This is a genomic window from Thermoactinomyces sp. CICC 10522 (assembly GCF_016055075.1).
Taxonomy (GTDB): Bacteria; Bacillota; Bacilli; order Thermoactinomycetales; family Thermoactinomycetaceae; genus Thermoactinomyces_A; species Thermoactinomyces_A daqus.
Genome location: NZ_JAECVY010000001.1, coordinates 109,622 through 121,960, shown reverse-complemented (window position 1 = coordinate 121,960; position 12,339 = coordinate 109,622). Strand labels below are relative to the sequence as shown.

At 48.3% G+C, this 12,339-nt stretch carries 18 protein-coding genes; 5 read left to right on the top strand and 13 right to left on the bottom strand.

Features of this window, described 5'->3' with window-relative positions; all coding sequences use genetic code 11:
* Nucleotides 1–44: 44 nt before the first annotated feature.
* Nucleotides 45–212, bottom strand: a complete 168-nt coding sequence (locus I8U18_RS00705; protein WP_160173846.1) for a hypothetical protein — start codon at nt 210–212, stop codon at nt 45–47.
* A 301-nt stretch (nt 213–513) separates the two neighbouring features.
* On the opposite strand from I8U18_RS00705, the gene I8U18_RS00700 reads away from it, so the two are divergent.
* Nucleotides 514–669 (top strand): hypothetical protein, encoded by a 156-nt coding sequence (locus tag I8U18_RS00700; RefSeq protein WP_160173845.1) that lies wholly within the window; start codon nt 514–516, stop codon nt 667–669.
* A gap of 11 nt (nt 670–680) precedes the next feature.
* Entirely contained in the window at nt 681–899 is a 219-nt protein-coding gene (locus tag I8U18_RS00695; RefSeq protein ID WP_033100999.1) for a hypothetical protein, read from the top strand.
* A 44-nt stretch (nt 900–943) separates the two neighbouring features.
* On the opposite strand, the gene I8U18_RS00690 is transcribed toward I8U18_RS00695, so the two are convergent.
* Entirely contained in the window at nt 944–1,375 is a 432-nt protein-coding gene (locus tag I8U18_RS00690) for a hypothetical protein (protein ID WP_033100998.1), read from the bottom strand.
* Between the two features lie 299 nt (nt 1,376–1,674).
* Here I8U18_RS00690 and I8U18_RS00685 point away from each other — a divergent pair, with 299 nt between their 5' ends.
* Nucleotides 1,675–2,517: a hypothetical protein gene (locus tag I8U18_RS00685; RefSeq protein WP_198058909.1), complete on the top strand. Its 843-nt coding sequence runs from the start codon at nt 1,675–1,677 to the stop codon at nt 2,515–2,517.
* Nucleotides 2,518–2,547: 30 nt separating this feature from the next.
* Here I8U18_RS00685 and I8U18_RS00680 read toward each other — a convergent pair whose 3' ends face one another.
* The 9 genes from I8U18_RS00680 to I8U18_RS00640 form a co-directional block, all read right to left on the bottom strand.
* A complete protein-coding gene (locus tag I8U18_RS00680) occupies nt 2,548–2,793 on the bottom strand; it encodes a hypothetical protein (RefSeq protein WP_033100996.1) in 246 nt (81 codons plus the stop codon).
* 36 nt (nt 2,794–2,829) lie between these two features.
* Nucleotides 2,830–3,621, bottom strand: a complete 792-nt coding sequence (minD, locus tag I8U18_RS00675; RefSeq protein ID WP_033101156.1) for a septum site-determining protein MinD — start codon at nt 3,619–3,621, stop codon at nt 2,830–2,832.
* 369 nt (nt 3,622–3,990) lie between these two features.
* Nucleotides 3,991–4,368, bottom strand: a complete 378-nt coding sequence (locus tag I8U18_RS00670) for a YkvA family protein (protein ID WP_052154182.1) — start codon at nt 4,366–4,368, stop codon at nt 3,991–3,993.
* A gap of 18 nt (nt 4,369–4,386) precedes the next feature.
* Nucleotides 4,387–4,920, bottom strand: a complete 534-nt coding sequence (locus I8U18_RS00665; RefSeq protein WP_033100995.1) for a zinc ribbon domain-containing protein — start codon at nt 4,918–4,920, stop codon at nt 4,387–4,389.
* An 87-nt stretch (nt 4,921–5,007) separates the two neighbouring features.
* Nucleotides 5,008–6,228 carry an MFS transporter gene (locus I8U18_RS00660; protein WP_198055205.1) on the bottom strand — a complete coding sequence of 407 codons (1,221 nt, stop codon included), beginning with the start codon at nt 6,226–6,228 and terminating at the stop codon, nt 5,008–5,010.
* A 107-nt stretch (nt 6,229–6,335) separates the two neighbouring features.
* On the bottom strand, nt 6,336–6,581 hold the full coding sequence (locus I8U18_RS00655; protein WP_033100993.1) for a YlbG family protein: 246 nt from the start codon (nt 6,579–6,581) through the stop codon (nt 6,336–6,338).
* Nucleotides 6,582–6,746: 165 nt separating this feature from the next.
* On the bottom strand, nt 6,747–7,163 hold the full coding sequence (locus tag I8U18_RS00650; protein ID WP_232330819.1) for a YlbF/YmcA family competence regulator: 417 nt from the start codon (nt 7,161–7,163) through the stop codon (nt 6,747–6,749).
* Nucleotides 7,164–7,326: 163 nt separating this feature from the next.
* Nucleotides 7,327–9,201, bottom strand: a complete 1,875-nt coding sequence (locus tag I8U18_RS00645; RefSeq protein ID WP_198064387.1) for a hypothetical protein — start codon at nt 9,199–9,201, stop codon at nt 7,327–7,329.
* On the bottom strand, nt 9,191–10,879 hold the full coding sequence (locus I8U18_RS00640) for a DNA repair helicase XPB (RefSeq protein ID WP_033100990.1): 1,689 nt from the start codon (nt 10,877–10,879) through the stop codon (nt 9,191–9,193). Before I8U18_RS00640 ends, I8U18_RS00645 begins: the two co-directional genes overlap by 11 nt.
* A gap of 135 nt (nt 10,880–11,014) precedes the next feature.
* Here I8U18_RS00640 and I8U18_RS00635 point away from each other — a divergent pair, with 135 nt between their 5' ends.
* On the top strand, nt 11,015–11,461 hold the full coding sequence (locus tag I8U18_RS00635; protein WP_033100989.1) for a protease complex subunit PrcB family protein: 447 nt from the start codon (nt 11,015–11,017) through the stop codon (nt 11,459–11,461).
* Between the two features lie 109 nt (nt 11,462–11,570).
* Here the strand turns inward: I8U18_RS00635 and I8U18_RS00630 are convergent, their stop codons facing one another.
* Nucleotides 11,571–11,717: a hypothetical protein gene (locus I8U18_RS00630; RefSeq protein WP_160173844.1), complete on the bottom strand. Its 147-nt coding sequence runs from the start codon at nt 11,715–11,717 to the stop codon at nt 11,571–11,573.
* A 122-nt stretch (nt 11,718–11,839) separates the two neighbouring features.
* Here I8U18_RS00630 and I8U18_RS17970 point away from each other — a divergent pair, with 122 nt between their 5' ends.
* A complete protein-coding gene (locus I8U18_RS17970) occupies nt 11,840–11,974 on the top strand; it encodes a hypothetical protein (RefSeq protein WP_255517803.1) in 135 nt (44 codons plus the stop codon).
* Here the strand turns inward: I8U18_RS17970 and I8U18_RS00625 are convergent.
* Entirely contained in the window at nt 11,959–12,318 is a 360-nt protein-coding gene (locus tag I8U18_RS00625; protein ID WP_198064386.1) for a hypothetical protein, read from the bottom strand. The genes I8U18_RS17970 and I8U18_RS00625 overlap by 16 nt on opposite strands.
* Between the last annotated feature and the right edge of the window lie 21 nt (nt 12,319–12,339).

Sequence of the window (12,339 nt, the reverse complement as noted above, 5' to 3'; positions counted from 1 at the left end):
TCATGTTGAAGACAGAAAACCTTTCTTTTTATCGTTTATCTATTTCAATTTAATCCAAGTTTCATTTTTAGCTCACGGCGCTTTTTGTTCAATTGTTTCAATTCTTCATAAAGGTCGTATTGCGCCAAAAATTCGTGACGTTCTTTCGCCAATAAATATTCTTGCTTAACGGAACAGAGCCGTTCTTCCAGTGCTTTTAACTGCTCTAACATAACGAAGCACCTCAATTCTTTTAAATTGATATCAAAATGCTCGTTCGGAGAATAGTTACCCTGATAGATTTCAATCTAAACCCAAAAAAATTGTCCCAACGCGCAAAAATATTTGCTGAAAAATTGTAAAACGGCGAATCTGAGTCAAAAAACTGACAAAAACTGGAGCATACTTCCTTTTATCAACATTGACCCGCGTCGAATTTTTGATAAAATGAAGGAAGTCTACCTTGAGCATCTCCTGGCGGCCGATCAGACAATCAACTATTGGCAGAATCACAGGGCGAAAGGAGTTTTTTCTGTGTCTGTTAATCCTCAATACATGCCATCTTTTTTGGAAGAATTTCGGTCGATGAAACTGGAAATGATGATCCGTGATCTCCATAAGTTAACCCACGAGGAGCTCATGCGAATTCAAAAGGAAATTGACCAATTACTCCATTCCGATAAAGAGTAGGATGAGCCGCGATGAGTCAACCGACAGAAAAGCTCTTAATCCAAACCTACAAACATATCAACGAATCCCGGAATCTGATTGAACAATTGATCAATCAACTCGGACAGCAGCAACAATTTATCCATCATTTACCTGACGACATTCAGCATCTTATTCATGTCGCCATGGAACTATCACCGGATCAGCGAAAGACGTTGCGACGTTTCCTGGAATCTTTGAAATTTGATTAACCCCAGCCCTTTCAAATTGTATTGAAAGGAACTGGGGTTTTCATTTATTCCTGCGGCTTCTCAAGCTGAAACATTTTTCTGGCCAATACGGAAGCGCGAAAATAGCGGTACATTTTGGCGGCATCGACCGAAGCGAACAAACCGGTTCCGGGAATGATTTCCTCATTTCTCTTTATTCGTATGTAATCATGTTTTTGCAAACGCTTAAGTATCTTCAAGCACTGCTCGCGATCTCCCACATAATCCCGAAACAAACAGGTGAGTTGCTCTATATTTACCCAGTAAGTCCGTTTTTCCCGTTTCAAATCAGGGTCCAGTTGCGGATAGACCAGCAATCCCCATAAAATTACAATCGCCGCACGATCCCTTAATCCCCATGCGCGGTGAGGAGGTTCTTCCCGGGCTTGAGCCGCTTTTGGAACGGCAATTCGCGTCATTAAAAGGGAACTCATTTCTTTAACCGAAATTCGGTTCAATGATAACTCCCCTTTCTGCTATTTCCTATCAAAAATATCCAATTTTTGATCTTAATAAGGGTTATAGTCAAAAATACGCTTTTTCATACACACTCCCCAGAAAATGATTTAATATATAATTTCATGATCATATCATTAAATTTTCTTATTCTAACGCTTTAATGTGACCTTTTTCGTTGTAAATATCATCAAATAAAAAAGTTTTTAAGAGGGATAGTGGAAAAGATTATGTCTTTTCTGTTATATTTATAAGTAAAGATTTTCAGGATAATTATGTTTAAGAAAGGAGTTTCTATCGAATGATTTTTGAAACAAAAAAAGGAAAATATACAAAAGAAGAAAATGAAACGATCATTCGTGCGCTGAATGAAGGGCTGAAGGAAGGAAAACGAGAACGTGAAATCCTTAAAGAATTATCGATTCAATTAAAACGAGGATATTCGGGAATCATGTCGCATGCGCGTAAGCTGAGATCAGAATACCCGGAGCGTTTCCATTCTTATGAAGATTCAGGGGAAAGTGGCAACCGGTTGAACAGTTGGAATGAGGAAGAGGAAGAAATCGTGATCAACACGGTAAATACATTTTTGGAAGAAGGCAAATCCCTCTCAGCGGCGATCATGGAATTGGAAAAAAAACTTTCCCGAACCCAGGGGGCCATCTATCAACGCATCTACACACTGCGCCGCAAACATCCGGAGCGGTTTAAGCACTTACCTGCCGAGCGCCCTCGCCGCCGCCGCAAATTCAATGAATGGGGCTCACAGCATCCCATGATCCGTTCTCTTGATGAAGCGTATCCAATCCATCCGAAAGAACTGGCATCGACCGCGGAAAAACAGCTGGCAGCGGCAATCGATCATTTACATAACTACGGTTCGACGCCCGACTCCTCCCTTTCATCCGGCAAAAGGGAACAGCCCAGCACATCTACATTGGAGGAAGAGATGCTGTTAAAAGCATTTGAGGAACGCTATGGCCGCCCGAGCGGGGAAGCGAGAAGCAAACTGATCGAGCTGATGAGAAAGTTTGGCTGCACCCGCGTTTCCATCGCCATTTTCACCTTGGCGGAAGACAAGGCATTTCCGGCGCATATCATTGAATTTTTGGAGCGCAGGCTGCATCATCACAAGTTTATCTGACAAAAAACACGAACCCGATCGGTCCGTGCATCAGAGAGGCTCTTTTAAGCGTACCGGAATACTGGCATTAATGATGGTAGTACGCTCTTTTGACTGTGGAATCACTTCGACATGTCCGACAACATCATAACCGAAGTCATCGCACAATTCAATCAGCCGGGCTCGAAACTGCTTCAGTTTTTTTTCGTCGATATCGGAACGTTGATAGCTGAGTACCAATGACAAACGGTCATCGGCGGTTACGGCGGTAGGTTCTTCTTTCTCACGATTAAACATATTTAAAAAGGCCACCTGATTCACCCCTGTCCAAGTTTAGGCGATGTGGAACAAACGCTTGATTCTTGTGATCAACGTAGTAGAATCCAATTCCAAAAACGGTACGTCTTCACCGGTCAGTCTGCGCGAAATATTGCTGAATGCTTTTCCAGCCAACGATTTGCTGTCAAGAATGACTGGTTCTCCCGTATTGGAGGAGCGAATAATTCGCTTATCTTCGGGAACCACTCCCAGAAGATTAATTGCCAGGTGGCTTTGCACTCTCTCAACGCTCAACATATCTCCGTCACGCACCATGCCCGGCTGGACACGATTCACGATCAAGTCGATCATTTTGACATTGGCTGATTCGAGGAGACCAATCACCCGATCCGAATCGCGGACAGACGGAATTTCCGGATTGACGACCAGGATGGCGCGATCAGCCGCGGCAATCGCGTTGCGAAACCCTCCTTCGATCCCGGCGGGGGAATCGATCAATATGTAATCAAATTCATTGCGGAGCTCATCGACGACAGCCTTCACCTGCGAAGGTGTCACCTCTTCTTTGTATCGCGTCTGTGCCGCCGGGAGCAGGGCAAGATCCGGATATTCCTTGTGCCGAACCAGAGATTGCCTTAATTTGCTGACTCCTTCGATCACATCGACCAAATCGTAAACGATGCGGTTTTCCAGGCCCAGCATCAGATCCAGCTTGCGAAGCCCGATATCGGTATCGACCAGGCAGACTTTGTAGCCAAGCTGAGCCAAGCCCAATCCGAGGGAAGCAACCGTGGTCGACTTGCCAACCCCACCTTTTCCACTTGTCACTGTAATTGCCACTGACATGCGGTTCATGCTCGATACCCCTTTCCTAACCCTCTTTTTGTTCTTATGTGTAAACGAGATGAAATCGGTGTTTCTCCTTTTTTTCGTGATATAATCCCCAGTCATTTTTCCGTGAAATCGTGTTGCAACGGGTTATGGAACCTCACTGACCTCCCGGTTTTCCAAATGGTCGGCCGGCAGAGTCCTCACGCCTTCCCGAATCTGCTATGTCTTTTTCGCCGAGTTGTGCCAAAAAACATAAATATTCAGGGTTGACCTTCCCAAAACCCGCGGTTTTCAACAAGTTTCACCATTATTGTAGCAAAACCGCAAGAATAAAAAAAGTAAGAAATCAGCTTTTTACCAACTTTATCCTAAAAAGCTGATTTCTTACCGTTTGGCAGAGTCATTTTGGATCGATTTTTGCGCAAAAAGCTCCAGTTCCTTCGAAAGCAAACGCCAAACTAAGAGGGCTGCCGTCATATCATCCAGGTAGCCAGCAACGGGAATCCAGTCTGCAACCACATCCGTCGGCAAAATAAAATACAAAAGGGCCGCACCCACCAGTCCCTTTTTCGTTTTGCTCACATGCGGATCCCGAAAATATTGATACATCACCTTCAGCTTCTCGATCAACGCTTCAATGCCACCGGCGCGCTCCACTTTTTGATTAAACTGATCCAGGACCGTCCGTTCCCCTTCATCGGTTAACGAACGCTGTTTTAATTTCTTGAGGGTTTGGACGATCTTCCGGTTCTTTCCCTGCAATCAATCCGCCTCCTTTGCTCAATAAAACCTCTCGTTGCAATGGTTGCAAAAAGTGGCCTCATCGGATACCTGATGGGCGCAAAACGGGCAAAGAAAGACAACCGCAGGGATTTTCCGTTCATCGGCGCTCGGCTGAATCGGAGAAACAGGCCCGAGCAAGATCGTTTCCTCATGAGGCCGTACAGCTTCAGGCCGTACAGCTTCCACTTCCGTTTCGGCGATCACCAGGTTCACTTTCTCTGCCTGTCTGCGCGGAACGATATCAGCCTTTTTCACTTCTTCCAGTTCTTTTTGCAGTTCAAAAAGCTGCTCTTGCTGACTGCGGATTCCCTGAAGCGAAAGATGAATCGACTCGTTCAGTCTCAGTTCCCCCGTCTTTTCCCAGTGTGTATACACTTCCCAGCCCAGCTTTTGAACCTGTCGTTCAATGTCTTCTTTTTTCCCTTTGATACGCAGAGCTAACCGGCTGATTTCAATCATTTTTTGCGATTTTTGGCCGGCGGTTTCCACACCTTTTTCCAGCTTTTGTTTCAAATCCTGTAAAAAACTCAAACGAATCGCTCCTTATCCAGACATCCCTGATGTCTATTTTAAGGACTCTTCGGCTGGCCCACAAGCAAAAATCAGGTGAACACTTCTTCAAGCTGACGACTTCATTAAATTTTTCTTCGACAGCGACGTTTTTTCTTTAAATCCGTGCTTGAGCCATAGCGCATTTAACAGCAGGAGAATTCCCGTCAGCAGGAAAGTGGCTGGAATACCGATCGGCCCCGACAAAATCCCGTAGGTGACCGGACCGAGCATATTTCCAAGGGCTACCGCACTCTGGTAGAATCCGTACGCGGTGCTTACCTTCTCTTCCGGAGCATTTTTGCGGATCAAGGTATTGAGAGAAGGGAGCAATCCTCCGACGAACAGCCCCAACAGGAAGCGCAGGAGCAGCAATTCCCACACATTCTGTACGAACATATGCGGAATAAAGATAATCCCCGCACCGATCAGAGCGACAAACAAAACCCGTTCTGAACCGAACCTGTCGCCGAATTTGCCCAGGAATGGGGAGGACAGCATATTGGCAAATCCGGTCATCGCCGTCACCAAACCGGCAAAGAAGGAAATATAGCCTCCCGGAACCTTCAGCTTTTCAACGAACAAAGACATGAGCGGCGACGGACCGATCATGGCAAATTGCAACAGCATCCCAACAGAAAACAAAATCAGCAGCGGTTGCTGCCGCAAAATGAAGGCCCCGTCTTTAAAGAAGCTTTCATTTTTCTGTTTCGGACTTGCCTGGAACTCTTCTTTCACCTGGAAGAGAACCACAAAGCTGGCAATGGCCAGGACTGCCGAAGTCAGGAAGAAAATATCGCGGTAACCGATCAATTCTGCCAACAGGCCGCCGATAAACGGCCCCAGGATTGAACCGGCCACTTGCCCGGCCTGCATCATCCCCAATACGTAGCCCACTTTTTCTTTCGGTGTATTGGTGGCCATCAGAGATATCGAGGCCGGAATAAAGCCCGAAATCATCCCGTTGAGCATGCGCAGGAAAAAGAGCTGGATGGGTGAGGTGGCCAATCCCAGCAAAAAGATGGTCACCGCCATCCCAAACCCCGAGCGGAGAATCATCGGCTTGCGCCCGTAACGGTCAGCCAGACTCCCCCAGATCGGCGCGACAATAAATTGGGATAAAAAGTTGACTCCAAAAATGAAGCCCGCCCAAAGCTGAACGGTCTTCGGATCCTTTAGCCCCATTTGCTGCAGATAAAGCGGCAAAAAGGGCATAATCATGGAAATGGCACTCATCACGAGAAACTGCGACACCATCAAAATATATAGGTTTCTTTTCCACCAGGCCATGGAACCTTCATCTCCTCAAGTCACTATTATATATTTCGGTGAACGAAATATCAAAAGAAAAAAAACTGCCTTTGGAGTTGGCAGTTATCAACAAATTTATCAGGCCTTTACGAATGAACCGGCCTGCTGAACTCAAGCGAAATGTTCATGCGCTGTGACGGTTCCACGCGTTTAACAAACGGCAGTTTCTCGATCCGGCGGATCACTTGGTCTGACGTCTTTCCGTCCACATAAAGATAAACATATTTTAATCGTTTGGAGATATAATGAATATTTCCCAGGCGTCCCAACGAACGAGCTGCTTTTAAATCTTTTACCCAAACAGCTAAACCTAATCTTTCCACAATATCCATTGATTTTGTAGCTCCTTTTCTAAAAACATGTCCGAAAGGGCGCTTACACGTTGGTTTGGGGTAACAGGCGAAAAATTCACCCAATATTATCGTACCATTCCGGAAAACGGAATTCAATCAACAGACCACCAAAATTAGAATGGACAGGTGAACAGGAGCGGCCATTTACCGGCCGCATGCGCGCCGCAGTTTCTTTACACCCGGTTCGGGATCATTGCCCGGAACCTTGATCGACGGGGAGACTGAGCGGGCGATCGTCAGGGAAACCGCGTGGAGCAATTGATCCAATCGTTCTTCCGCTTCGAAACAGTCGCGAACAACGGGGTACTGGCGCAGTTTCTTCTGGTAAGAAAGCGCCGCCTCCTTAGCTTCATGATAATTGGGATGAAAAATGCCAAAGCGCTGTGCTTCTTCGTATCGGTCTTTCAGTTTCTGAAACTCCCTGATCATTTTTTGCGCTTCCGGATCCTCTTCCATCCTCTTTTTGCATTCCAGGTAATGCTGCACTTCTTGGGAATTATTTATCTGATCTGCCAAACGATAGGCTGCCAGCAATATTTCCGTCATGTCCAGTGTATTCATCATCGATTCCCTCCACCTTTATTGTATAGCAGTTTCCGGATGAATCCCACTGTTTGGCAGAAGGAAAAAATAGAACGGCTTCCCTGCCCGGCCATGAACGGCAACCTGCCAACTGCCGGACAGCTCACATTTCACAAGCACGCAAAGGGACAAATCCATCCATTCACTGCTCCACCATGACTTGTACGCGGGAAATCCTCCCAAGCGGATAGAACTTTTTTTCCTTTCCCACTTTTGCGTGCATCAGCCAATCTCCCCCGCAGTACTCAACCTTTTGCGGACTGACTGTGATCAGGTCGCCCTGATATTCCATCTTCAGCGCAAAACCATAATGAATGCTTTGTTTTACCATCTCTTTTACCATTTCGCGCCCGTATGCCCGCAGGCCGCTCGTCCAAATTTTGGGCAGTTTGTCGGCATTTGAGCGCATATCCAGCCCGGAAGGCCAATGCGTTTCCACACGCCACTCCTTTAAGGGAGACAATAACCGGCCCCAATCCACATGCTTGATGTTTCGTTCATCGTTGCCGTGGAGGGAATGGTGCATTTGTTGCACTTCCTGCCCGCTCTCCTGCAAAGCAGCCTGCGCCGCAGCAAAATCGGCAGCGGAAATGATCAGCCGCTCCCCGGTAAACTCCGATATGTTGATTCCTTTTTTCTCCAATATCCGGCGGCATCGGTCCAGTCTCTCCGGCGATCCATGCAGCAGGAAAGCAGACTCAGCCAGAATCGACGGAGCTTGGCGAAACCAGTGAATCACCTGTTCCTTTACAGGTTCGGGCACCTCCGTCCCGCTCCAGGCGGCCAGCAAGCTGAGCAAATCCTCTCCGGTCAGGCCATACCGCCTTGCCCGTTGAACGGAACGCTCATTCAACTCATAGATGAGCATCCGGTCTCCGCCCATGAAGTCAGCGGCCTGAGCCAAGACATAACGTTGCGGAAGAGGAAAGTAATAAGGAAGGTATATTTCCATGTGGGGTTCAATGTAAAAAGGCACTTCATCCGGCACCTGACCCTTCGGCGGGAGTTCCAGCCAGCGAAAATAAGTTTCGCCTGAGCCTGATTGTCCTTTTTCCATCCAGCCCATGGCCACGAGCGGATCGATCAATTGCTTTTCCAGATGCTCCAGGAGCGCAGGAGAAAAAAAGGGGAGATCCCATTCGGACAAAAAGCAAATGATCTCTTTCAAAGCGTACCAGTTCTCCGCCTCCAGGCATTCGAGCAGTTGCAAATAACCATGCAAGCCGTTCCTTTCGGCGGTGAGCAGATTAAAAACAGCCTGATAGAGGATTCTCATCATTTGGTCAAAAGAGAGCTGAAGCCACTGTTGCCAGTTCATCTGCCGCACTCTGACGGATTGGCTTGTTCGCTCTGTCAAACCGAGCAGCTGACTCAGTTCGAGCAAAAAGGAGATCCATGGCGGCAACTCATCCTGTTTCCCCCATTTTGTCTCCTTCAGGGAAGATGCATCCAAATCCAGCTCCACATCCAGCTTTTGCGCCTCTTTTTTGGGAATCTGCCCCGTTTTTGTCAACAACAGCGGTTCCTGTTCCAGCATAAACAAAAAGTGGAAAAACGCCTGCCAAATCCCTGCCGACGGTTCGGAACAATGCATAACGGAAGCGGCGTTTACCGGCTTTGGCAGGGAGCCGGCAGCAAGCGCCGCAATCCATGCCCGCCTCAGCTCAGCCGGAAGATAGTACAACCGTTCGTGAAACTGATTTCGCACGGGAAATATCCAGCCTCCCCGAAAAAATTCCGATATTTTCCTCCGGCAGGCTTTGAGCCCGAACTTCTGCTGCTCCCTGGGAATCTCCCTTTCTCTGATCACCCCGTTTTGGCTGGCGAACAAAAAATAAAGCAAAACGGCCCGCTTCTCCGACGGCATCTGCTGGAAACAGCGGCGCAAATAAGCCGGATCAGTCATGCGCCCGGCGAGAGCCCCGGGGTCAGGATCGGCCACCGAATGGAGATTGCCGATCCGCCTGATTTCTTCTTCGTTCAGCGATTCCAAACAAATCCGCAAATCATCTGACATGCCGGCACTCCCTTTCCATATCGATCACCTCATACCGGTATCCCTGCTCGGCAAGATAGCTCTGCCGGCGCCAGGCATATTCCTGGTCGACCGTATCCTTCGTCACCAAATGATAAAAATAAGCTTTACTCCCTGTTTCCTTGACGCGCAATATGCGTCCAAGCCGTTGTGCTTCCTCCTGCCGGGAGCCGAATGTGCCGGAAATTTGAATCGCGACACTGGCATCGGGAAGATCAACCGCCATATTGGCCACCTTGGAAACGATCAGCACCCGGATACGTCGCTGGCGAAACTGGCGATACCACGCCTCCCTTTTATCTGCGGGCATACTCCCCGTAATCAAAGGAAATCCGTACCGTCTGGAGATTCTATCCAGTTGACGCAAATACTGTCCGATGATCAGGATCTGCTCATCCCGGTGCCGGTTGATAATCTCCTCGATCAACGGAATTTTTCGCGGATTTTCCGCCGCCAATCGCACCTTCTGCCGCTGGTCCGCCTTTTGATAAGCGGTTTCCCAGTCAGGGTCAAAGGGAATGCGAATCTCCCGCAGCACCGCCTCAGAGATCCATCCGTTTCTCTCCAATTCTTTCCATGATCCTTCGTAAAGCTTCGGCCCGACCAGGGAAAACACATCCTCTTCTTTCCCATCTTCCCGCACGAGTGTCGCCGTCAGTCCCAACCGGCGTTTCGCCTGAAATTCGGCGGTCAGGCGAAAAACCGGAGCCGGCAGCAGGTGAACCTCATCATAAATCACAAAGCCAAAATCACGCGAACGCAACAGTTCCATATGCGGAAATGATGCATCCTTTCCATCCCGATGAGTCAACATCTGGTAAGTTGTCACCGTCACCGGGCGAATCTGTTTGACCGTCGCCGTATACTCCCCCACCTCATCCGCCCGTAAATCCGTCTTATCCAATATCTCACGCACCCATTGTTTCGCCGACGTGCCATTCGGCGTCAATATTAGAGTCGCCTTCCCGACCCGCTGCATGATCGCCAGCGCGACAACCGTTTTTCCCGCACCGCATGGCAATACGATTACTCCCCCGCCATACCAGTCCGCTCCTTCGGCAAAATACGCTTCGAGCGCATCCTGCTGATAGGGACGCAAACCGCGAAAACGATCATGTTCAGAAAGCGAAAAGGAAAGCGATTCCCCTCCGGCAAAGCCGGTTTCGTCCAGTGGCGGATATCCGGCGGCAACACATGCCTGCTTTACGGCTCCAAGTGAATGCATGGGAAATATGAATGCCCGCTCACTTTCCGGTACGGGTACAGTTTCCCGCTTTAAATGCGTCAGGATTTGTGGGAAAATGGAAGGAGATGCACCAACCAGTGCAAAGGTGTGCTCTTTTCTTCGTTGCAGTCGAATCTGCCCAAACCGGTTGATCGTTTCTTCCACCCGCCGCTCAAATGCACCAGTCAACGGAAATTTGCTGTGCGAGCGCAGCCATTCCAGCAGACTTTTGGCCGACATCCCGGAGGCTGCCGCTTGCCACAGGGTAAACGGCGTTAAACGAAAAGTGACAAGCTGCTCCGTTTCTCGTACCTTTTGCGCAAAGCGGTTGAGTTTCAAACTCAGTTCACTTCCGCTGTCCGCTATTTTTTCCAATAAAACGGTACCGTCGTGCTGAATGATCAGCCCCTTTTTCAGCAAACTTTTTTCTGACATTCTTTTCCCTCCATCTCTATTTTTTCCTAACGGCTGAAAAGCTATTGATATTGCAAAATACTCTGTCGAATCATGCAACTTTTTCTCTTCTTCATCGTCTATTTCATACAACAAACCAAGCTTGGAGGAGAAAGGATGCGCAAGCTGATCGCTCTGATGCCGATTCTTTTGCTCATGACCAGTTGTCAAATCGCAGATGCCCCCGGACTAACAGGAGGACTGAAAATGGAAGAACCCAAAGAAAATATAACTTTTCATACCATCGAACCTTCCGGGCTGCCGGAAGAGATTCAGAAGCAAGTGAATCAAAAACTGGCGACACCGAAGAAACAGGCTGTTCTGTTTCACGAAGATAGCCGACATTTCGCTTTGATTACCCTGGGCGAACGGAAAACGGCCGGGTACACCATCACCGTTGACCAAGTTGTCCGCCGGGGAAATACCGTAACGGTATATGCCACGGAAAAAACTCCGGCGAAAGGAAGCTTTGCCGCACAGGTGATCACCCACCCTTCGATTATCATCACTTTTTCCGCCAAACAGCCGGTGCAGCATTTGGAAGTGAAATGGACACAAAGCTGACAAAAAAAGGAAGCGAATTCCCTGTGAAAAGGGTTCCGCTTCCTTTTTTCAAGCAGTTTTATATCCCTTGCATCCCTAAAAAAGCGATAAGTACAAATGATCGATGATGTCATTTTTTCGGCTGTTCAGGCTGATGCGGTTGTTCATATGGATCCTTGACCGGTTCATATGGTGTCATGATTTCCGGAAAATACGGCTGGGAAATTTCAGGTTCGTGTGTTGGATACGTTACATCCGGTATCTTAAAACAAATCATTTCAGCTTCCCTCCTCGTTATCCGTATTGTTCCCACTCCTTCCGGTTTTACGTTTTCACTTTTTCCCATTAAAAAATCCCTCCGACCGGCAGCCGGGGGGAACAGTTGGGAGGGGAGGAAGCGTGCATGCTTCCCGTATGATCGATCCATGCATCGCAAACGGTATATATCTCTTTCCGAAAAACGGAATTCGGGTCAACCTGTCACTTTCCGGCTGGAGCCCGTTTGTTGCGACGATCCATCATGACCGCTTTTGATTTTCATAAGCTCTCAGCCATGGGGACTCCGGCGATTCCGGCGACTCCCATACCGGTTCTTCCGTGCCGGAATACGCTGGTTGTGGAGGAGGAGGCATCATCCCCGGGCCTTGCGGAGGGATCGCCGCTCCCGGAAAACCTTGTGCGTGAACCGGAGGTGTGGGAATCATCCAGGGATGCCATGCACCATAAGGCGGCAGATAAGCAGAGGTCATGCTTTGCCCTCCGCAACATCCGGAACCGGCAGGCGTATAATGGTAATGATAATACGGGATAAACCCGTATGTGTAAGCAGGATAATTTCGGAAGCCAACCGGACCCGGTTGGTAATATCCGTAATCCATGTCTGTCCCTCCTTTGATCTG